The sequence below is a fragment of the Lysobacter sp. SCRH-1R genome (genome assembly GCF_057747855.1).
Map to the genome: position 1 here is coordinate 1,372,195 of NZ_CM173227.1, position 20,753 is coordinate 1,392,947.

The 20,753-nt window shown below is 70.1% G+C and carries 21 protein-coding genes; 10 read left to right on the plus strand and 11 right to left on the minus strand.

Translation table 11 applies throughout. The features are described from left to right. Positions 1 to 27 precede the first annotated feature (27 nt). Genes AC3ANK_RS06210 through AC3ANK_RS06225 form a run of 4 tightly spaced genes read right to left on the minus strand, consistent with a single transcriptional unit; the run spans position 28 to position 2,817 of the window. Positions 28 to 972 carry a 5-oxoprolinase subunit C family protein gene (locus AC3ANK_RS06210; protein WP_484172418.1) on the minus strand — a complete coding sequence of 315 codons (945 nt, stop codon included), beginning with the start codon at positions 970 to 972 and terminating at the stop codon, positions 28 to 30. Continuing rightward, positions 969 to 1,727, minus strand: a complete 759-nt coding sequence (pxpB, locus tag AC3ANK_RS06215; RefSeq protein WP_484172419.1) for a 5-oxoprolinase subunit PxpB — start codon at positions 1,725 to 1,727, stop codon at positions 969 to 971. The genes AC3ANK_RS06210 and pxpB overlap by 4 nt, the downstream gene beginning before the upstream one ends. Further along, on the minus strand, positions 1,724 to 2,152 hold the full coding sequence (locus tag AC3ANK_RS06220; RefSeq protein ID WP_206859309.1) for an HIT family protein: 429 nt from the start codon (positions 2,150 to 2,152) through the stop codon (positions 1,724 to 1,726). The genes pxpB and AC3ANK_RS06220 overlap by 4 nt, the downstream gene beginning before the upstream one ends. Beyond that, positions 2,149 to 2,817 (minus strand): dienelactone hydrolase family protein, encoded by a 669-nt coding sequence (locus tag AC3ANK_RS06225; RefSeq protein ID WP_484172420.1) that lies wholly within the window; start codon positions 2,815 to 2,817, stop codon positions 2,149 to 2,151. The genes AC3ANK_RS06220 and AC3ANK_RS06225 overlap by 4 nt, the downstream gene beginning before the upstream one ends. A gap of 185 nt (positions 2,818 to 3,002) precedes the next feature. Here AC3ANK_RS06225 and rimO point away from each other — a divergent pair, with 185 nt between their 5' ends. After that, the gene (gene rimO, locus AC3ANK_RS06230) at positions 3,003 to 4,334 is read left to right on the plus strand and encodes a 30S ribosomal protein S12 methylthiotransferase RimO (RefSeq protein WP_484172421.1); all 1,332 of its coding nucleotides are present in this window, start codon (positions 3,003 to 3,005) and stop codon (positions 4,332 to 4,334) included. Between the two features lie 39 nt (positions 4,335 to 4,373). On the opposite strand, the gene AC3ANK_RS06235 is transcribed toward rimO, so the two are convergent. The 5 genes from AC3ANK_RS06235 to AC3ANK_RS06255 form a co-directional block, all read right to left on the minus strand. Beyond that, the gene (locus tag AC3ANK_RS06235; RefSeq protein ID WP_484172422.1) at positions 4,374 to 5,609 is read right to left on the minus strand and encodes an MgtC/SapB family protein; all 1,236 of its coding nucleotides are present in this window, start codon (positions 5,607 to 5,609) and stop codon (positions 4,374 to 4,376) included. 34 nt (positions 5,610 to 5,643) lie between these two features. Further along, positions 5,644 to 6,126, minus strand: coding sequence for a GNAT family N-acetyltransferase (locus AC3ANK_RS06240; RefSeq protein ID WP_484172423.1), 483 nt, complete (start codon positions 6,124 to 6,126; stop codon positions 5,644 to 5,646). Next, positions 6,113 to 6,625, minus strand: a complete 513-nt coding sequence (greB, locus tag AC3ANK_RS06245; RefSeq protein ID WP_206859301.1) for a transcription elongation factor GreB — start codon at positions 6,623 to 6,625, stop codon at positions 6,113 to 6,115. Before greB ends, AC3ANK_RS06240 begins: the two co-directional genes overlap by 14 nt. 111 nt (positions 6,626 to 6,736) lie before the next feature. Next, positions 6,737 to 7,240, minus strand: a complete 504-nt coding sequence (locus AC3ANK_RS06250) for a copper resistance protein NlpE (RefSeq protein WP_484172424.1) — start codon at positions 7,238 to 7,240, stop codon at positions 6,737 to 6,739. Positions 7,241 to 7,280: 40 nt separating this feature from the next. Further along, a complete protein-coding gene (locus AC3ANK_RS06255) occupies positions 7,281 to 8,810 on the minus strand; it encodes a helicase HerA-like domain-containing protein (protein ID WP_484172425.1) in 1,530 nt (509 codons plus the stop codon). Positions 8,811 to 9,030: 220 nt separating this feature from the next. Here AC3ANK_RS06255 and AC3ANK_RS06260 point away from each other — a divergent pair, with 220 nt between their 5' ends. Genes AC3ANK_RS06260 through AC3ANK_RS06270 form a run of 3 tightly spaced genes read left to right on the plus strand, consistent with a single transcriptional unit; the run spans position 9,031 to position 11,930 of the window. Beyond that, a complete protein-coding gene (locus tag AC3ANK_RS06260; protein ID WP_484172426.1) occupies positions 9,031 to 10,584 on the plus strand; it encodes a transglycosylase SLT domain-containing protein in 1,554 nt (517 codons plus the stop codon). A 57-nt stretch (positions 10,585 to 10,641) separates the two neighbouring features. Beyond that, on the plus strand, positions 10,642 to 11,280 hold the full coding sequence (locus AC3ANK_RS06265) for a DUF6891 domain-containing protein (protein WP_206859293.1): 639 nt from the start codon (positions 10,642 to 10,644) through the stop codon (positions 11,278 to 11,280). Beyond that, positions 11,277 to 11,930: a lysoplasmalogenase gene (locus AC3ANK_RS06270; RefSeq protein WP_320415132.1), complete on the plus strand. Its 654-nt coding sequence runs from the start codon at positions 11,277 to 11,279 to the stop codon at positions 11,928 to 11,930. The genes AC3ANK_RS06265 and AC3ANK_RS06270 overlap by 4 nt, the downstream gene beginning before the upstream one ends. Positions 11,931 to 12,021: 91 nt before the next feature. On the opposite strand, the gene asd is transcribed toward AC3ANK_RS06270, so the two are convergent. Together asd and AC3ANK_RS06280 are read right to left on the minus strand one after the other, a co-directional pair. Further along, on the minus strand, positions 12,022 to 12,867 hold the full coding sequence (gene asd, locus AC3ANK_RS06275) for an archaetidylserine decarboxylase (RefSeq protein WP_484172427.1): 846 nt from the start codon (positions 12,865 to 12,867) through the stop codon (positions 12,022 to 12,024). Between the two features lie 92 nt (positions 12,868 to 12,959). Next, on the minus strand, positions 12,960 to 13,628 hold the full coding sequence (locus AC3ANK_RS06280) for an SCO family protein (RefSeq protein ID WP_484172428.1): 669 nt from the start codon (positions 13,626 to 13,628) through the stop codon (positions 12,960 to 12,962). Between the two features lie 91 nt (positions 13,629 to 13,719). Here AC3ANK_RS06280 and prmB point away from each other — a divergent pair, with 91 nt between their 5' ends. The 6 genes from prmB to AC3ANK_RS06310 all read left to right on the plus strand — a co-directional run bounded on the left by prmB (position 13,720) and on the right by AC3ANK_RS06310 (position 20,673). Further along, the gene (gene prmB / locus AC3ANK_RS06285) at positions 13,720 to 14,661 is read left to right on the plus strand and encodes a 50S ribosomal protein L3 N(5)-glutamine methyltransferase (RefSeq protein WP_484172429.1); all 942 of its coding nucleotides are present in this window, start codon (positions 13,720 to 13,722) and stop codon (positions 14,659 to 14,661) included. A gap of 198 nt (positions 14,662 to 14,859) precedes the next feature. Further along, positions 14,860 to 15,963, plus strand: coding sequence for a chorismate synthase (gene aroC / locus AC3ANK_RS06290; RefSeq protein WP_484172430.1), 1,104 nt, complete (start codon positions 14,860 to 14,862; stop codon positions 15,961 to 15,963). Further along, positions 15,956 to 17,050 carry a 2-hydroxyacid dehydrogenase gene (locus tag AC3ANK_RS06295; protein WP_484172431.1) on the plus strand — a complete coding sequence of 365 codons (1,095 nt, stop codon included), beginning with the start codon at positions 15,956 to 15,958 and terminating at the stop codon, positions 17,048 to 17,050. Before aroC ends, AC3ANK_RS06295 begins: the two co-directional genes overlap by 8 nt. 91 nt (positions 17,051 to 17,141) lie before the next feature. Next, complete coding sequence (locus AC3ANK_RS06300) at positions 17,142 to 17,510, plus strand: NIPSNAP family protein (protein ID WP_484172432.1); 369 nt, start codon at positions 17,142 to 17,144, stop codon at positions 17,508 to 17,510. 85 nt (positions 17,511 to 17,595) lie between these two features. After that, positions 17,596 to 18,621, plus strand: a complete 1,026-nt coding sequence (locus AC3ANK_RS06305; RefSeq protein WP_115840687.1) for an aspartate-semialdehyde dehydrogenase — start codon at positions 17,596 to 17,598, stop codon at positions 18,619 to 18,621. 216 nt (positions 18,622 to 18,837) lie between these two features. Further along, positions 18,838 to 20,673 (plus strand): motility hub landmark protein FimV, encoded by a 1,836-nt coding sequence (locus AC3ANK_RS06310; RefSeq protein ID WP_484172433.1) that lies wholly within the window; start codon positions 18,838 to 18,840, stop codon positions 20,671 to 20,673. Positions 20,674 to 20,753: the final 80 nt, after the last annotated feature.

Sequence of the window (20,753 nt, forward strand, 5' to 3'; positions counted from 1 at the left end):
TCGAGTCCGCCAGGAAGAGTGGAAGGTTCAGACCGCGGCGAGGCGCGCGTCGATCATCACGCCGATTCTGGCGATGCGCGCACGTGCCGCGCAAGCCAGCCGATGGGCGGTGGCGGCGTCCACGGGCGCGAAATGCAGCGGCTGTCCCGGAACGCACTGCGCCAGGCGCGGCAGATCGGCGGCGATCACGTGCCCGAGCTTCGCGTAGCCGCCGACGGTCTGCGCGTCGCGCAGCAGCACGATGGGGCCGCCGTCGGCAGGCAACTGGATCGTGCCGGGCGCGACCGGTTCGGAGACGCCGTCGCCGCCGGTCGACGCCAGCGCATCGCCCTGCAACCGCAGTCCCTGGCGATTGCTGCTGGCGCTGACGCTCCACGCGCGGCGGGCGAGGGCGGTCGCGGCGGGATGCACGGACGGGCAGTAGCGGATCGGCAGCTGGGCGTCGTCGGTCGGATCGATCCACCACGCCGGCGCGCGCGGCGCATGGATCGGGCGCGCGTGCGTCGCGCCGAGCGGAAGCGCATCGCCTGCACGCAGCGCGCGTCCTTCCCACCCGCCGAAGCCGCCGCGCAGGTCGGTGCTGCGGCTGCCGAGCACCGGGGCGACATCGATGCCACCGTCGATCGCCAGCCACGCGCGCGCGCCGCCGCGCAATGCGCCGAGTTCGAGCGTGCCCGCCGGAAGGTCGACCGGACGCCCGCAGGGCACGCATTCGCCGTCGAACCGCATGGCCGTCGCCGCGCCGGCCAGTGCGACGCGTGCAGGCGCATCGAAGCGCAGCGTCGGCCCGCGCAGGGTCAGTTCGAGCACGGCGGCGTCGGCCGCGTTGCCGACGAGCCGGTTGGCCAGCGATGCGGCGTCGCTGTCGAGCGCACCCGCGAGCGCGACGCCGAGATGGCGCCAGCCGCCACGGCCGCGATCCTGCACCGTGGTCAGCAGTCCCGGCGCGAGGACGTGCAAGGTGCGCGTCACGATGCGGTGTCCTGCCCGCGTCCCAGACGCGCGAACTCGTCGGCGTCGATCGCGCGGAAACGCACGCGGTCGCCCGGCAGCAGGCGCGTTGGCGCTTGGCGGTCCGGATCGAACAGCACCCACGGCGTGCGCCCGAGCACGCGCCAGCCGCCGGGGCTTTCGCGCGGATAGATGCCGGTCTGCGCGCCACCGATCGCGACGCTGCCCGCGGCCACGCGTGCGCGCGGCGTCGCCAGGCGCGGCAGCGCGAGCGCGGGATCGAGGCCGGAGAGGTACGGGAAGCCGGGAGCGAAACCGATCATCGCGACGGTGTAATCGCCGGCGGTGTGGCGGGCGATCAGTTCGGCCGGGGAAAGGCCGAGTTCGCTTGCGGAGGATTCGAGGTCGGACCCGTGTTCGCCGCCGTAGAGCACCGGGATCTCAACGAGTCTCGGCACTCCCTCCCCTGCAAGCAGGGGAAGGGGCGAACAATCGCCGTCCGATGCACGTTGCCCGCTCACCGCTGGCGATGCTCCATCGACCAGCGCCAGCAACTCACCATGCACCCGCGCCGCATCTTCCGCCGGATCGAAAAACACCCCCAGGCTCGCATACGCCGGCACCAGATCCCGCAACCACCCGGGCTGCCGCGCCCGCAGTCGCGCCGCCATCGCGTGCACGGCGGCGTTGAGCGCCGGATCGATCCGATCGCCGAAGCGCAGCAGCCACGCATCGTCGGCCAGCGCTTCGATGTCGCAGGCCGCGCGCGGACTCACTGTTTCAGCGCGTCCTGCAACTGCTGGATGCGCGCGACCAGGGCTTCGGGCGTGTAGGGCTTCGCGCTCGCCGTGCCCCATACCGGACGCGGCCAGGCGATGTCGTCGGCGAACCGCGCGATCACATGCACGTGCAGCTGCGACACCACGTTGCCCAGCGCGGCGACGTTGAGCTTGTGGGGCTTGAACGCCGCGCGCAGCGCGTGGCTGGCGAGGTTGATCTCGGCCAGCAGCGCGGCCTGCTGCGTGGCGTCCAGATCGACCAGCTCCACCGCATCGGCGACGCGCGGCACGAGGATCAGCCACGGATGGTTCGCATCGTCCATCAGCCGCAGCTCGCTCAGGCGCAGATGCGCGACCGGATGCGTGTCCTGTGCGAGCTGCGCGTGCAACTGCCAGCCGCCGTGATTCCCGGCGCGGTTCATCGCAGGTTCTCCTGCAGGAAATCGAGGGTGCGGCGCCACGCCGTCTCGGCGGCGGCCGGCGCATAGGCGTGGTTGTCGATGTCGCGATTGAACGCGTGGCCGGCGCCGGCGTAGAGGTGGATCGTCGCGTGCGGCTGCTTCCGGCGATGCTGCTCGATCGCTTCGGGCGGAATGCTCGAATCGGTTTCGCCGAAGTGGAACATCATCGGCGCGCGCAACGGCTCGTCGAGGAAGGGCAGGGTGCGCGCGCCGTAGTACGACACCGCGGGCAGGCCGAGCCGCGTGTTCGCAAGGAACGCCACGCTGCCGCCCCAGCAGAACCCCACCGCGCCCGCGCGCAGGCCTTCGGCGTGCAGCGTCTCGGCTGCGACGGCGACGATGTCCACCGCGCGATCGAAGCCCAGCTCGTTGCGCAGCGCCACGCCACGCTGGGTGCCGGCCTCGTCGTAGTCCAGCTCGATGCCGGGCGCCACGGGGTCGTAAAGCGCCGGCGCGAGCGCGATGAAGCCCGCGGCGGCAAAGCGCTCGGTCACGGCGCGGACGTGGGCGTTGGCGCCGAAGATCTCCTGCAGCACGATCACCGCGCCGTGCGACGGCCCGGCCGGCTCGGCGCGCCAGGCGCGGACGGGGCCATGGGGGGTGTCCAGTTCGGTCCAGTGGGCCATGGGCTGTTCAGTTTCGGCGGGGGAAGGGACCCGGACGATTCTAGCTCCGGGGCTATAATTCCCGGGATTCGAGATTGGGGATTCGGGATTCGCGCACCGCGCCGGCCCGCGGCCGCGAGTGCGCATGCGCTACCGGTGTTGCTCTGCCAATCCCGAATCTCCAATCCCGAATCCCGGTTTACTCCATGTCCCTTGCCAATCCCAAAGTCGGTTTCGTCAGCCTCGGTTGCCCGAAGGCGCTGGTCGATTCCGAACGCATCCTCACCCAGTTGCGCGTGGAGGGATACGACATCGTGCAGACCTACGACGACGCCGACGTCGTCGTGGTCAACACCTGCGGCTTCATCGACTCGGCGGTGGCCGAATCGCTGGACGCCATCGGCGAAGCGATCGCCGAGAACGGCAAGGTCATCGTCACCGGCTGCCTGGGCAAGAAGCCCGAGCAGATCCGCCAGGCGCATCCGGACGTGCTGTCGATCAGCGGCCCGCAGGATTACGGCAGCGTCATGACCGCCGTGCACGCGGCGTTGCCGCCGAAGCACGATCCGTTCCTGGACCTGGTGCCCGACACGGGCATCAAGCTGACGCCGAAGCACTACGCGTACCTCAAGATTTCCGAAGGCTGCAATCACCGTTGCAGCTTCTGCATCATCCCGTCGATGCGCGGCGACCTCGTCAGTCGTCCGGTCGACCAGGTGCTGCGCGAAGCCGAAAAGCTCGCGATGGGCGGCGTGAAGGAACTGCTGGTCATCTCGCAGGACACCTCCGCCTACGGCGTCGACGTGAAGTACGCCGAGCGCGAATGGCGCGGCAAGTCGTACCAGACGCGCATGAAGGCGCTGTGCGAAGGGCTGGCCGAACTCGGCATCTGGACGCGCCTGCACTACGTGTATCCGTATCCGCACGTGGACGACATCATTGCGCTGATGGCGGACGGCAAGCTGCTGCCCTACCTCGACATCCCGTTCCAGCACGCCAGCCCGCGCGTGCTGAAGCTGATGAAGCGTCCGGGCGCGGTGGAAAAGACGCTCGAACGCATCCAGCGCTGGCGTTCGGTCGCTCCGGACATCGCGATCCGTTCGACCTTCATCGTCGGTTTCCCCGGCGAGACCGAAGCCGAATTCGAGGAACTGCTGGATTTCCTCGACGAAGCGCAGCTCGACCGCGTCGGCGCGTTCGCCTATTCGCCGGTGGAAGGCGCCACGGCCAACGCGCTGCCCGAAGCGATTCCCGAGGACGTGAAGCAGGAGCGCCTCGCGCGCTTCATGGAGAAGCAGGCGGAGATCTCCGCCGCGAAGCTGGAAGCGAAGGTCGGCACGACGCAGCGCTGCCTGGTCGACGCGCTCGACGGCGAACTGGCGATCGCGCGCACGATGTACGACGCGCCGGAAATCGACGGCCTGGTGCAGATCCAGAACGGGTTCATGGCCGGCGTGAAACCCGGCGAATTCGTCGACGTTGAAATCATGGGCAGCGACGAGCACGACCTGTTCGGTGAGGTCGCGTTCGAGGATTGAGGCGTCTGGCGGTCGCCGTCGTCCCGAGACCGCCTTCCATCACTCCGCCACGCTTCCCGTCACCACCACGCACACCACCGCCATCCCGATCAACCCGGCGCCCACCAGCGCCCCGTAGCGGCGGTTCCCGCTCGCGAACGCCAGCGCCGTCTTCGCGATGGCGCTCGATGCGAGCAGCGCCGCCACGCCCCATTGCGCGTGCGCCATCGTCATCCCGCCCGCCGCGGAAAGCTGCGCGATGCTCGCCGCCGCCGCATGCAGTTCCACCACCGCGACCAGCACTGCCGTCGCCAGCGCGCCCAGGTCGCCGAACACGCTGCGCAGCCACGCCGAAACGACCAGCACGAGCGCGATCACCAGCGCCAGCAGCAAGGCGTGGCTCAGCTTGAACGCGCGCGCTTCCGGTTCGTCGGGCAGGGTCGGTGCCTGGCCCTGGCGACGCAGGCCGATCGCCGCCATCAACGCCAGCACGCCCGCCGCGGACGCGAGCGGCCACGCGCACGCGCGCAACAGCGCGGGCGCCGCGGTCGCGATGATGCCGATCATCAGCAACAACGAGGCGAGATTCGCCAGCAGTGCCGCGGACGCCGCGCCGGCCGTGAGTTCGCTTGCATCGCGCGTGCGCTGGCCGAAGCCCGCCACGGCGGCGGTGGACGATGCGAATCCGGAAAAGAACCCCGCGACCGGCAGCCCCCAGCGCGCGCCGACCGCGCGCAGCGCGACATGGCCGAGCATGCCCACGGCCATCACCAGCACCACCAGGCGCCACAGTTTCGACGGCACCAGCACGCCCCAGGGATCGATCGCCGAATCCGGCAGCAGCGGCAGGACCACCAGCGCCGAGGTGGCGAGCAGCAGCGCATCCTGCACCTCGCGCGCGCTGACGACGTCGCGCGCGAACCGTCGCAGCGGGTGCTTGGCGAACAGCAGCGCCGCGCAGATCACGCCGAGCGCGGCGGCCACGGCGGCGTTCGTGCGCGCGAGCGCCGCCAGCGTCGCGGTGACCAGCAACGCCATCTCGCCGGTGAGGCCCGGGTCGTCCGTGCGCGTTCGCAGGTAGGCGGCGACCGCGAGGACGCCGACCGCGATCACCACCGCGACCAGCACCGCCGGCCCGAGCCCCGCCGCGACCGCCGCGGCCGTCGCGACCATCGCATGCGTGCGGATGCCGGCCGCGACCGGGCCGCCGTCGTGATGCTGGCGTTCGCGCACCACGCCGATGAGCAGCCCGATGGCGATGGCCGTGAGCAGGCCCTGGAGGTCGTCGGAGTCCATGCGCACACGCTACCGCAGGCGCGTGCGAAGCGCGTCAGCGCGGTGCGCGGGTCATCGGCACGAAGCGCAGCCCGCGCTCGAACCGCGCAGGTCCCGCGGCTTCGAAGCCGAGCCGCCGGTAGGCCTCGACCGCGTGCAACGAGGCGTTCACCGTCACCGGCGCATCGGGCGCCGCGTCGTATCGCACGGCCTGCCACAGGCGCCGCGCGATACCGCGCCGTTGCATGTCGTCGGCCACGAACAGGTGGTACAGGTGCGAGGGAAGCCGCAGCACCGCGACGCCGACGATGCGGGTGCCGTGGTGCGGGGCGACCTGCTCCGCGACCACGTGGCGATGCCCTTCGCGCAGGCGCTCCTCGATGCGTGCCGGGACCATCGAGTCGACCAGCATCGCGATGCCGTCGTCCGTGCAGTCGGGCGCGATCCAGCGTCGCGTCGATGCGATCACGAGCGCGCTGATCGCCGCGGCATCGTCGGCGGTCGCGTCGCGCAGGACGATCGCGTCAACCGGCGGCATCGTCGTAGGCCACCTCGACGATCACGAAACGTGCCGCGCCGCCGGGCAGCATCGCCTCGAACTCGTCGTCCAGCCGCTTCTTCAGCATGGCGCGCGCGAGCGGCGAGTCGATGCTGATCCAGCCGGCCTTCGCGTCGGTCTCGTCGGGGCCGACGATGCGGTAGCGCTGCGTTTCGCCGCTGGCGACGTTCTCGATCTCCACGCGCGCGCCGAAGAACACCGCATCCGGATCGCTCGGCACGGTATCGACCACGCGCAGCGCCGGCACGCGCTTGGACAGGTAGCGCACGCGACGGTCGATCTCAGCGAGTTGCTTCTTGCGGTAGGTGTACTCGGCGTTCTCCGAGCGATCGCCTTCGGCCGCGGCGGCGGCGAGCGCCTTCACCACTTCGGGACGCTTCACGCGCCAGAGCTCGTCGAGCTCGGCCTTGAGGCGGTCGTGTCCCTCGCGGGTGATGAGCGCGGTGCTTTTTTCGGGAGGTGGACGCCAGCGGCCCATGCGTGGTGTTTCCTGATGCTCTTGAAGCCCGGGTAAGCGAAGCGCACCCGGGTTGCAGCGACCGTGCGGCCCCCGGGTGCGCTTCGCTGCTACCCGGGCTACAACCGCGCCTTATCGGGAACGCCTGAGGGTGTACGGCAGCGCGCTGTCGATCGGCTTGCCTTCCGTGTCCAACTGGCGGATCCCGTCCTGCGACAGGATGGCGAACAACCGGTCGTTGTCCGACTTGCTGTTCGGATCCAGCCGCAGGCGCTGGTTGTTCTCCTCGACCGTCCACGTCCCGTCGCCCTTGATCTCCGGCGCCGAGCGCTCCTGGTAGGACTCGGTGATCGTGTACGTGCCGTCGGCCGCGAGCACGAGCCGCGTGTCGATGCCCGGGCAATCCGCGCAGGGCAGGGTGCCGGTGAACATGCCGGCGAAGGCCTTCGCGTCGAACGGCGCGCGTTGCGCCGACGGACGTGCATCGGCGGCGGGCAACGCCGGTGCGGCTGCCGCTTCGGGCTGCGCGGGCGGCGCGGCGGTTTCGGCCGGCGCCTGCGGCTTGCACGCCGACAACGCGGCCACGACCAGCGCGGCGAGCAGGGCGGCGCGTGCGTTCACTGCGGACTTCGACATCGTGTGTTCCTTGCGTCTGGGGGAAGGGAAATCGAACCGGTCAGCGCCGCGAACCGCCGAAGATGCTGCCGAGCAGTCCGCGCACGATCTGCTGCCCGATGCGGCTGCCGACCGTGCGCGCGGTCTGCTTGGCCATCGTCTCGACCATGCCCTGGCGCCGCTTCGTGCCGAACACCGCGTCCTTCACCGCCTGGCCGAAGCCGCTGTCCTCCGCCTCGTCCTGCGCGCGCGAACGCGCCGGCGGCGCCTTGCTCTGCAGCGTGGCGGCTTCGGCGCGCGCGGCGAGCATTTCGGCGGCCGACTCGCGATCCACGCGCTCGTCGTACTTGTGCCCGACCGGACTGCCATTGCGCACCTGCGCGCGTTCGGTTTCGGTGATCGCGCCCATCCGGCAGCGCGGCGGCGCGACCAGCGTCTTCTCCACCGGCATCGGCACGCCCTTGTCCTGCAGCGTGGACACCAGCGCCTCGCCGGTGCCGAGCTGCGAGATCGCCTTCGCCACATCCAGCGCCGGATTGGGCACGAAGGTCTCCGCGGCGGTCTTCACCGCCTTCTGGTCGCGCGGCGTGAACGCACGCAGCGCGTGCTGCACGCGGTTGCCGAGCTGGCCGAGGATGTCGTCGGGGACGTCGTCGGGGAACTGCGAGCAGAAATACACGCCCACGCCCTTGGAGCGGATCAGCCGCACGACCTGCTCCACGCGCTGCTGCAGGGCCGGCGGCGCGTCGTCGAACAGCAGGTGCGCCTCGTCGAACACGAACACGAGCTTGGGTTTGTCCAGATCGCCGACTTCCGGCAGCGTCTCGAACAGTTCCGACAGCAGCCACAGCAGGAAACTGGAGTACAGGCGCGGCTTGAGGACCAGCTGCTCGGAGGCGAGCACGTTCACGACGCCGCGGCCGTCCGGCGTGGTGCGCATCAGGTCGGCCAGTTCGAGCGCGGGCTCGCCGAAGAACAGCTCGCCGCCTTCCTGCTCCAGTCGCAGCAGGGCGCGCTGGATCGCGCCGATCGACTGCGCGCTGACCAGGCCGTAGCTGGTGGAGATGTCCTTGCGCTCCGCCGCGACCAGGCCGAGCAGCGCGCGCAGGTCGTCCAGGTCGAGCAGCAGCAGGCCGCGGTCGTCGGCCAGCTTGAAGACGATGTCGAGCACGCCGGACTGCGTGTCGTTGAGTTCGAACACGCGCGAAAGCAGGGTCGGTCCCATCTCGCTCACGGTGGTGCGCACCGGATGGCCGAGCTTGCCGAACAGGTCCCAGAACACCACCGGATTGGCTTCGTGCGCGTAGTTCGCCAGGCCGATCTCGGCCACGCGCGACTGCAGCTTCTCGTTCGCGGCGCCGGCGACCGCGAGGCCTGCAACGTCGCCCTTCACGTCGGCGAGGAACACCGGCACGCCCAGCCGCGAGAACCCTTCCGCCAGGGTCATCAGCGTCACCGTCTTGCCGGTGCCGGTGGCGCCCGCGACGAGGCCGTGGCGGTTGCCGAACTTCGGCTGCAGGAACACGTGGCCCTGCGAGTCGGGCAGCGATTGCGGCGTGGTGACGGCCTTGCCAAGCAGGATGGGGTCCATGGAGGAGTCTTTCCGGGAATGCGGCGATGGAGTTGCCGCGATTCTAGGCATGCCGGCGGTCGCCCGTGTTCATCTTGCGAATCCTGCGGGTTCGCGCCGGAAGCGGCCGTTCATCCGGACCTGCGGCGCAGATCAGCACCTTTTCGGACGTTTCCACCTTGTCGTGTTCGCTCGCGGGCGGCTACGCTGCGGTGCCTCCCGCCCCACGCCCGCGCTGTCCATGCATGTGATTGCCCGTACTTCCGCCGCAGCGCTGCTCGCGCTGGGCCTCGTCGCCGTGATGCCCTCCGCGCACGCGCTGTCCAAACGCGACCAGGCCGCCGTGGACGCGCTCAACCAGCGCATGCAGGCCGCCGAGGCGCGCTATCGCGCCGGGCTGGTGAAGATCGGCAACGCCGACCCCGCCGGCCGCACCGAGGTCGACGGCGCGCTGGAGGACATGGAAGACGTGATGGCCGACTGCGTGAAGCAGAAGGGCTGTTCGCCCACGACCATGCTCGCCGCCTACAAGCGCCTGCTGAAGCAGAACGCCGACCTGGCCTCCGGCGACGAAGTGCCCGAGGACAACGACGAGGACGCCGCCGGCAGCATCACCGCCGACGTGCCCGAAGCGGCGCGCGCCGCCGCGCTGCTCAGCGCCGACGGCCAGCAGTTCGTGAAGATGGTGCAGTACAACCCGGCGGTGCAGGCGGGCATCCGCCGCTGGCTCACCGACATGCGTCCGTCGCTGATGGACAGCTTCGAGAACTACCAGTACCTGCGCCAGACGATGTGGCCGCAGTTCCAGCGCGCCGGCCTGCCCGAAGCGCTGCTGTTCGGCGTGATGGCGAAGGAATCCAACGGCCGCGTGCATTCGACCTCGCGCGCCGGCGCGGCCGGGCCGATGCAGTTCATGTATGCCACCGGTCGCCGTTTCGGCCTGGGCGACGACGGCACCGGTTTCGACACGCGCTACGACGCGCGCGCTTCCGCGGTCGCGGCGGCGGAGTATTTCAACGAACGCCTGGCGACGCTCAACCGCAACATCGAACTGTCGCTTGCCGCGTACAACGGCGGCGAGGGCCGCGCCCAGCGCGTGTACAACAGCACCGGCGGGCGCAACTTCTGGGATGAATCGGTCTACAACCAGTTCCCGGCCGAAACCCGCGACTACGTGCCGATGGTGATCGCCGCGGCGTGGCTGTTCCTGCATCCGAAGGAATACGGCCTGACGATCCCGCGCGTCGAGGCGCGACCGGCGCCGCTGCGCCTGTCCCGGCCGAGCTCGATCTACGAACTCACCATCTGCCTGGGCAACGGCGGCACGCGCGAGGGCTTCATGCGCGCGCTGCGCAACCTCAACCCGCGTTACCAGGCCGACCAGTACCTGCCGGCCGGCACCACGCTCGCGGCGACGACGAAGATCGTCGGACTGTACGGCCGCCACTGCACGCAGGGCCAGCGCGCCGAACTCGCGCACACGCTGGTGATGAGCGATGCCTCACGCGCCATCGTGCGCACCGGCCCGGTGACGCCGGTGCAGCCGGAAGACGCGGTGTACGAAGCCGAAAGTCCGGGCGTGGGCAGCGCCGGCGCGGCGGCGCCCCGCGCTCCGGTGCGCGCGAAGCGCTCCAAGCCGACGACCTACACCGTCAAGCGCGGCGAGACGCTCACCGGCATCGCGCAGAAGTTCGAGTGCGACACCGGCGACCTGGCCAGGTCGAACAAGCTCAAGGCGCCGCGTTTCGCGATCCGCCCGGGGCAGAAGCTCAAGCTCGACGCCTGCGACGGTTGAGTCGCGCCGCCGGACCCTCCATGCTGGCGCCCACCACAGGGAAGCAGGGGGTGGGGCATGGTGTGGCAGAAGCTCGTCGGTCTGTTCCGCAAGAATGAGACGCCGGCCGGGCCGGCGCTGCAGGCGCAACTGGACGAACTGCGCGACTACATCGCCCGCGATCTGCGCGGCGGCTACGTCGATCGCGATTCCATCGTCGACAACGCGCTGGAAGTGCTGGAACTCCAGCCGCACGGCGAAGACGTGCTGCGCGCGAACGCGCTGCGCATCCTCGACGAGGAAATCGCGGCGTACCGCCTCGACTCGGCCGACTGGCCGGACGTCACCGACCACGATCGCCTCGAGGAAGCCTTCGCCGCGCTGGAATCGCAAGGCGTGGTGTGCCGGCAGAACTTCACGTGCTGCGGCACCTGCGGCGTGGCGGAGATCGGCGACGAGATCGACGCCACGCGCGAACGCGGCGGCGACGTGCTCGGTTACGCGTTCTTCCACATGCAGGACACCGAGCGCGCCGTCGAAGGCGGCGGGCTCTGGCTGAACTTCGGGGCGACCGGCGACGGCGAGGCGCCCGCGCTCGCCGTGGCGGGCCGCATCGCCGAGGCCCTGCGCGCCACCGGCCTCACGGTGAACTGGGACGGCGACTGGAGCAAACGCATCCACGTGCCGCTGCAATGGCAACGCCGGCTGGCGCTGTGACGCGCGCGCCCGCGCTCGTGGCGGGCGTCGTGGCCGCCAGCGCGGTGCTCGCCATCGCCGGTGCGTACTGGCCGGCGATGCCGTGGCTGCACTGGATCTTCAAGCCGCTGACGACGCTGCTGATCGCCGCGATGGTGTGGCGCATGCCGTCGTCGCTGCCGCGTTATCGCGCGTGGCTGCTCGCGGGGCTCGCGCTGTCCACGGCGGGCGACGTGTTCCTGATGCTGCCCGTCGATGCGTTCGTCGCGGGGCTGGCGAGTTTCCTGCTGGCGCACGTCGCCTACCTGCTGGCGCTGCGGCAGCGCGAACGCCTGTTCGTCGTGGGCTGGCCGTTCGTGCTGTATGCGGTCGTCGCCGGCGGCGTGCTGTCGCAGCTCTGGTCCGGATTGCCCGGTGCGTTGCGCGCGCCGGTGATCGTGTACGTCGTCGTGCTCGCGGCGATGGCGGCGCAGGCGCTGGCGGTGTGGTGGCGCCGACGCGACGGCGCGGCGGTGTGCGGCGCGTGGGGCGGGGCGTGCTTCGTGCTGTCCGATGCGCTGCTGGCGTGGGACCGCTTCGTCGCGCCGTTCGCCGCCGCGTCGTTCGCGGTGCTCGCGAGTTACTGGCTGGCGCAGTGGGGGTTGGGGCGGTCTGTTCCCAGAACCGAGTAGCGCTTTTGTACCCGGGTAAGCAACGCGCACCCGGGACCCGTCACCGTCGCTGAAATCCGGGTGCGCTTCGCTTACCCGGGCTACAAGAGCATCAGGCCGTGCGCGTCGCGAGCTTCTGCCCCAGACGCACCGGCGATTCCGCGCCCAGCGACGGATCGAGCGTCGCCACGCCGCGCGGCAGCAACACGATCACCGTCGAGCCGTAGTTGAACCGCGCCATCTCGGCGAAACGGTCCAGCGTGATGTTCTCCGCGCGCCAGTCCTTCCGGTTGATGCGGTCGCCGTAGGCGGGGATTTCCTCGCCGCTCCACACGGTCTCGACGCCCGACACCAGCAGCGCGCCGACCATCACCATCGCCATCGGCCCGAAGTCGGTGTCGAAATGGCACACCAGGCGCTCGTTCCGCGCGAACAGGCGCGGCACGTTCGCCACCGCCGCGGTGCCGACGCTGAACAGACGGCCCGGCACGTGCACGGTTTCGCGCAGTCGGCCGGTCCACGGCATGTGCACGCGGTGGTAGTCACGCGGCGACAGGTACACCGTCGCGAACAGTCCGTCGTTGAAGGGCGTGGCGTCAGCCTCGTCGCCGAGCAGCTCGGCGGCCGTGAACGACTGGCCCTTGGCCTGGAAGATGCGACCGTTCTCGATCGGGCCGCACTGGCTCACGTGGCCGTCGGCGGGCATCAGCAGCGAACGCGGATCGGGGTCGGGCACGCGCGCGCCGGGCTTCAGCGCACGCGTGAAGAACGCATTGAACGTGGGGTATTTCGTCGGATCCGGCTGCGCGGCCTCGGCGAGGTCGACGCCGAACCGGCGCGTCACCGTGTCGATCAGCCACTGCTTCAGGCGCGGGTTGTCCGAATACGCGAGCGCGCGCGCCATCGACGACAGCAGCCGATGCGGAAGGACGTAGGTGAGGGCGGTGACGAGGCTCATGGAGTGCTTACGATGGCGTGCAGGCGTGATGGGGTCGTGCAGGGCACGTGCGGAAGGCGCGGAGCGGGCGGTTCATCCGCCCGTCGCGGCGGTCACTCGCGCTTGGGAGACGCGGCAGCGAAGCTCGCCTGCGTCAGTGCCGTCATGTCGGCGGCGATCGCGGCCGGGTCGAACGGCGGCTGCACGATGCCGGCCATGCGGCCCTGCGGATCGAGCACCGCCATCGACGCACTGTGGTCGACGCTGTACTGGTCGGCGCGCACGCCCTCCGGCGCCGGCACCTTCGCGAAGACCATGCTCAGCGACTTGGCGAACTGCTCCAGCGCCGGGATGTCGGCGGTGGCGGCGATCGTGTCGCGGTGGAAGGCGTGTGCGTACTCGCCGATGCGGTCGGGCGTGTCGCGCTCGGGATCGACCGACACGAACAGCACGCGCGGGCGCGTGGTTTCCGGCAGCGCGGCCCACTGCTTCTGCGCCTTGGCCATTTCGGCCAGCGTGGTCGGGCAGACGTCGGGGCAGTGCGTGAAGCCGAGGAACACCAGCGTCCAGTGGCCCTTCAGTTCGCCCGGCACCAGCGGCGTGCCGTCGGACTGGCGCAGCGTGAAGGCCGGCAGCGTGCGGGCCGGTTCGAACAGGCGCACGGCGCGGGTCTGCGGCAGCGAGGAGCCCGCGGACGGCGCGAAGTAGTGCTGCGCGGCCCACAGGCCGAGGGCGGCGGCGAGGGCGGCGATGAGGACGTAGACCGTGGTGCGGTTGAACATGGCGGCTTCGAATCGCGCCCGGGAGCTGGGGCGCGGGCATGATACCGGGCCGGGGCCCGTATAATCGTCGCCCCCTTCGAAAGGCCCCGTCATGAACGGCTCCGCGACCCCGACCCCCGTCACGTTCGAGCAGGTCTCGATCATCGACCTGATCCGCTATGGCGGCAGCCGCTTCAACGAAGCCGGCCTGACCTTCGGCCACAGCTACGACAACGCGCTGGACGAAGCGACGCAGCTGGTCCTGCACGCGCTGCACCTGCCGCACGACCTGAGCCCGATCTACGGCGCTTCGCGCGTGACCGCGGCGGAGCAGGCGAAGGTGCTGGCGCTCTTCCAGCGCCGCATCGACGAGCGCGTCCCGGCGGCGTACCTGACGGGTGAGGCGTGGTTCGCGGGGCTCAGCTTCAAGAGCGACCGCCGCGCGCTGGTGCCGCGTTCGCCGATCGCCGAACTGATCCCGCACGGCTACGAGCCGTGGCTGGGCGGGCGCGAAATCGAGCGCGTGCTCGATCTGTGCACCGGCTCGGGCTGCATCGCGATCGCCACCGCGCACTACCACCCGCACTGGCAGGTGGACGGCGTGGACATCAACGACGACGCGCTCTCGCTCGCGCAAGAAAACAAGGAACGCCTGCACGCCGACAACGTCACGCTGCGCAAGTCGGACCTGTTCAACCAGCTGCAGGGCCAGGTGTACGACCTGATCGTCACCAACCCGCCGTACGTCACCAACGACGAGACCGACGCGCTGCCGAAGGAGTATTCGCACGAGCCCGAATTGGGCCTGCGTGCCGGCTTTGATGGCCTGGACCTCGCGCTGAAGATCCTGCGCGACGCACCGGACCACCTGACCGAAAACGGCCTGCTGATCTGCGAGGTCGGCGAGGCCGAGACCGCGCTGGTGCGCCTGCTGCCCGAGCTGCCGATGGCATGGGTGGAGTTCAAGGTCGGCCAGATGGGCATCTTCGTGGTCGAACGCGCCGACCTGGTCGAGCACCACGCGAAGATCAAGGCGCTGGCGGACGCGCGCTGACCGTCCCGTACTTGTAGCCCGGGTAAGCGAAGCGCACCCGGGACGCGTGAAGGGCCGTCACGCCGACACCCGCCGCCTCACCGTCATTCCAGCTTTCGCTGGAATGACGGGAGACGAAGGCCGCCACGAAACCGGCTGGTTCCAGCAGCAACCAATCCACGTTGCTAAAGTGAATACCTGCACCCCGCGGGCTTCCACGTGTCCAGCAACAGCTTCGGCAAACTCCTCACCGTCACCACCTTCGGCGAAAGCCATGGCCCGGCCATCGGCTGTGTCGTCGACGGTTGCCCTCCGGGCATCGCCATCGCGCCGGAGGACTTCCGCCACGATCTCGAACGCCGCGCCACCGGCCGCACGCGCCATACCTCGCAGCGCCACGAGGCCGACGAGGTGGAGATCCTCAGCGGCGTGTACGAAGGTCTCACCACCGGCACGCCGATCGCGCTGCTGATCCGCAACACGGATCAACGCAGCAAGGACTACGCGAAGATCGCCGAGCAGTTCCGCCCCGGTCACGCGGACTACACCTACTGGCAGAAATACGGCATCCGCGATCCGCGCGGCGGCGGGCGTTCGTCCGCGCGCGAGACGACGATGCGCGTGGCCGCCGGCGTCATCGCCAAGAAGTGGCTCGCCGACCGTCATGGCGTGCAGGTGCAGGGCTGGCTGTCGCAGATCGGCGAGATCGTGCCGCACGGCTTCGATCTGTCGGCCGTGGAGAACAACCCGTTCTTCTGGCCCGACACGCGCCAGGTGACGGAGCTGGAGCTGTACATGGACGCGCTGCGCAAGTCCGGCGATTCGGTCGGCGCGCGCGTGGACGTCGTTGCGACGAACGTGCCGCCCGGCTGGGGCGAGCCGATCTACGGCAAGCTCGACGGCGAACTCGCCGCCGCGCTGATGAGCATCAACGCGGTGAAGGGCGTGGAGATCGGCGACGGCTTCGGCGTCGTCGCGCAGAGGGGCAGCGCGCACCGCGACCAGATGACGCCGCAGGGTTTCGCCAGCAACCACGCCGGCGGCATCCTCGGCGGCATCAGCACCGGCCAGCCGCTGCGCTGCTCGGTCGCGTTCAAGCCGACCTCCAGCCTGCGCCTGCCGATCGACAGCCTCGACACGCACGGCAACGTCGCCGAAGTGGTCACCACCGGCCGCCACGATCCCTGCGTCGGCATCCGCGCGACGCCGATCTGCGAGGCGATGGTCGCGCTGGTGCTGATGGACCAGGCGCTGCGCCATCGCGCGCAGTGCGGCGACGTGGGCGAGGTGACGCCGCGGATTCCCGCGCAACGCGATGGCTGACGTGCGTCCCCGCGTCTGGGTCTCGCAACCGCTGTTCGGCGACATCGTCGGGCGGCTGCGCGAACACTTCGACGTGATCGAGACCGCCGCAGTCGGCAAGCATTCGCAGGACGAAATTGCCGCGACGCTCGCTTCCTGCGATGGCGCGCTGGTCACGCTCAACGATCGCATCGGCGCGGCGGAAATCGCGAATGCGCCGCGTCTTCGCGCGATCGCGAACGTCGGCGTCGGCTACAACAACCTCGACGTTGTCGCCCTCACGCAGGCCGGCATCGTCGTGACCAACACGCCGGACGTGCTGACCGAAACCACCGCGGACTTCGGCTTCGCACTGTTGATGGCCACCGCGCGCCGCATCACCGAGGCCGAGCGCTGGTTGCGCGACGGCCAATGGAAACAGTGGAGCTTCGAGACGATGCTCGGCGGCGACGTGCACGGCACGACGCTGGGCATCCTCGGGATGGGCCGCATCGGACAGGCGATCGCGTGCCGCGCGGCGGGCTTCCGCATGCGCGTGCTTTACCACAACCGCTCGCGGCTCGGCGCCGACATCGAAGGCGCGTGCCGCGCCGCGTACGTCGATTTCGACACGCTGCTGGCGCAGTCCGATCACCTCGTGCTCGTGCTGCCGTATTCGCACGCGGCGCACCACATCGTCGACGCGGCCGCCATCGCCAAGATGAAGCCGACTGCGACGCTGACCAACATCGCGCGTGGCGGCATCGTCGATGAGGATGCTCTGGCCGACGCTCTGGAAAGCGGCCGCCTCGCCGCGGCGGGGCTCGACGTCTACGAAGGCGAGCCGGCAATCAACCCGCGCCTGCTCGCGCTGCGCAACGTGGTGCTCACCCCGCACATCGCCAGCGGCAGCCTCGCCACGCGCCGCGCGATGGTGTCGCTGGCCGTGGACAACCTCATCGCCGCGCTGGGTTTCGGCCCGCGTGCGGGCGACCCGCCGACGCCGGTGAACGCAACCGAATCGAGCCCCTCTCCCAACGGGAGAGGGGTTGGGGTGAGGGGCAACGAAGCCGGAGCGAAACCGGTCGCGACCTCGGCGCAAGGCCGAAAACCCGGCATATCGAAATAACGCGAACGCATCAGCGTCCGCCGCCGCGTTGCGCGATCATCCGCCACGCGCCTTTCGAACAGCCGCAAATAGTCACGCCGGAACCGCCGCCATGTCGCGTCCCCCGCGCCTCATCCAGATCCGCACCTACCAGCTCGCGCCCGGCGCACGCGACGCATTCCATCGCGCCTTCGTCGACGAGGCCGTGCCGATGCTGCGCCGCTGGCAGCACGAGGTCGTGGCATTCGGTCCATCGCCGCATGCCGGCGACGCGTACTTCCTGATCCGTGCCTACGACGACCTCGACGATCTGAACGCGCGGCAGGACGCCTTCTACGGCTCGCCGGAATGGCGGCAGGGCCCGCGCGAACGCGTGCTGGCGATGATCCGTCACTACCAGGATGCGGTACTGTGGGCATCTCCCGGGACGCTCGACGACCTGCGCCGCCGCAATCCCGGCGACGCGGCGCCCACGGGCTGAGCCGCATCCACGCTTCGCAACACCCGCCGGAATGGTTCCGGCCGGGCATCAACGCTGTACCCCTCCAACCCGAAAGAAGGAACCAATGAACGCCAAGAACTCCTGCAACGTGGCCATCGTCGGTGCGACCGGCGCCGTGGGCGAGACGATGCTGCGCATCCTCGTCGAACGGAAATTCCCCATTGGCAACTTGCACCTGCTGGCCAGCGAGCGTTCGGCCGGCGAGAAAATCGAGTTCGGCGCGAAAAAAATCACGGTGGAGGACCTGGCGACGTTCGATCCGAGCGGCATCGACATCGCGCTGTTCTCCGCAGGCGGCAGCGTGTCGAAGGAATACGCGCCGAAGTTCGCCGCGGCCGGCGCGGTGGTGATCGACAACTCCTCGGCGTTCCGTTACGACGACGACGTGCCGCTGGTCGTGTCGGAAGTGAACCCGGAGGCGGCGAAGAACCGCCCGCGCGGCATCATCGCCAACCCGAACTGCTCGACCATGCAGATGCTGGTCGCGCTGGCGCCGATCCACCGCAAGGTCGGCATCGAGCGCATCAACGTGGCGACCTACCAGTCGGTGTCGGGCGCGGGCCGCTCGGCGCTGGAGGAGCTCGGCCGGCAGACCGCCGCGCTGCTCGGCTTCCAGGAGCCGAACCCGGAGCGTTTCCCGGTGCAGATCGCGTTCAACCTGATCCCGCACATCGACGAGTTCCAGGACAACGGCTACACCAAGGAAGAAATGAAGCTGGTCTGGGAGACCCGGAAGATCCTCGGCGACGACAGCATCCAGGTGAACCCCACCGCGGTGCGCGTGCCGGTGTTCTACGGCCACTCCGAGGCGGTGAACATCGAGACGCGCGAGAAGATCTCCGCAAGCGATGTGCGCAAGCTGCTGGAAACCGCGCCGGGCGTGGAAATCGTCGACGAGCCGAAGGCGGGCGGCTACCCGACGCCGGTGACGCATGCGTCGGGCAACGATCCGGTGTACGTCGGCCGCATCCGCGACGACTTCTCGCACCCGCGCGCGGTGAACCTGTGGATCGTCTCCGACAACATCCGCAAGGGCGCCGCATTGAACGCGGTGCAGCTGGCCGAGCTGGTGCTGGCCGAACGCGGCTGACGGCGTTCGGCACAGGGAGCGGCGCCTGGCGAAGAGCCGGGCACCGCTTCACCCGGAAGGCCTTTTCCACGGGACCGGGTCCCGGAATCCACCGGTTTTCATTGCCCCTTCCCCCGGCGAGGGCTTAGAGTCGCGCCCGGGGAAGGGCAGGGATCCGAAGTGAAACAACCCGAAGCAAAACAGCCAGTTGCCAGACAAAGTTCCGCCCGGCGCTACGTGCGCACGGCGCTCGGGCTGGCATTGGCCCTCGCCAGCGGCGCCGCCTCGGCGCTGGGGCTGGGGCAGATCGAGGTCAAATCGCGGCTCGGACAGCCGTTCCTGGCCGAGATCCCGATCATTTCCAGCGATCCGTCCGAACTGGAACACCTGCAGGCCGAGCTCGCCTCGCCGCTGGTGTTCGCCCGCGTCGGCCTGAAGCCTCCAATGGGCGTGGTCGCCGAACTGCAGTTCACCTCCGCGCTCGATGCGGCCGGCCGTCCGGTCATCCGCGTCACCAGCGCGCAGCCGGTCAACGAGCCGCTGCTGACCTTCCTGGTCTCGGTCGACTGGGGCCAGGGCCGGCTGGTGCGCGAATACGCAGCGCTGGTCGATGCGCCCCGCACGGTGTCGGCGCCGATGCAGCCGGCGATCGAGGAGACGGTCGTCTCCGAACCCAACCTCATCGAGCGCGAGCCGGAAGCCGCCGCGCCCGCCACCACGGCCGAAGCACCGCCGGCGACCGCGCCCGAGGAAGCCGTCGCGCAGGCGCTGGCCCGTGAGGAAAACGCCGCGGCCGACAGCGAGATCCCCGCCGCGCCGCAGCCCGAACCGCAGCCGCAGGTCGCGGTGGCGACGCCGCCGCGTGCGCCGGTGCCCGAGGCCTCGCGCGCGCTGTCCGGCGACTACGCCGTGCGCCGCGGCGACACGCTGTCGGAAATCGCCAGCCGCATGGAGGGGCAGGCGAGTCTCGACCAGGCGATGATCGCGCTGCTGCGCGCGAATCCCGACGCCTTCATCGACGGCAACATCAACCTGCTGAAAGCCGGCGCGGTGCTCGAACTGCCGCCTGGCGACGAGCTGGCGAGCGTCGATGCCGGCGAGGCCCGACGTCTGGTCGCCCAGCACGTCCAGCAGTGGCGCGATGCGCGCCGCGCGGTGCCACAGCCGGCGCTGGAAGGCGGCGCGACCGCGGCGGGCGCGCCTTCAGGCGGCGACAACGCAACGGCGGGCGGCGCGGCGACGGCCGACGCCCGCCTGGAAATCGTCCCGCCGGAGGCCGCGCGTGCCGCCCAGGCGGGTACCCAGTCCGGCATCCAGGCCGGCGGCGAGGGCCAGATGCTGCGACAGGAACTGCAACAGAGCCAGGAAACGATCGCGGCGCGCGACGCCGAGGTCCAGGAACTCAAGAGCCGCGTCGCCGAGCTCGAACAGCTGCAGAAGCAGCAGCAACAGCTCATCGCGATGAAGGACAGCGAGCTGGCCGCCGCGCAGCAGCGCGTGGCCAAGACCAACGAACAGGCCGCCGCGCAGTCCGGCTCGCCGCTGCCGTGGATCATCGGCGGCGGTGCGCTGTTGCTGGCGCTGCTCGGCGGCTGGTGGTGGGGCAGGCGCCCGGGCAAGCCGGTGTTCCGTGCGCCGCCGGACTCCGCGTCCACGGCGCCGTCGATTGCCGATGCCTTCGCGCCCGGTCCGGATATCGACGCGCGCGAGGCGCACGAAACCATCGTCGAGCCGCCCGCGCCGGAAGAGCGTGCCGCGGACGCGCGCCCGTTCGAAGAGCCCGCGTTCGAGCTGACGCCCGAACCGCAGGCGCCCGCGCGACCGGCCGCGCCGAGCGCACCCGCCGCACCGATCGCCCCGGCCTGGCACATCGCCGCGAACGGCAACGGCCGCCGCGCGCACGTCGAGCCAACGCTCGCCACGCAACCGGGGCAGGAACGCCTGGAACTCGCCCGCGCCTACATCGACCTGGGTGATCGCGAAAGCGCGCGCCAGTTGCTGAGCGAAGTCGTCATCAACGGCGACCTCGCCGCCCGCCAGGTCGCGTCGCGGATGCTGCAGGATCTGGAGTGATCGCCGAACATCCGAAGTTCTGAACCCCACTCCCGACGGCGACCGAAGGGAGTGCAGAGCTGGGAGGGTTGGGGTGAGGG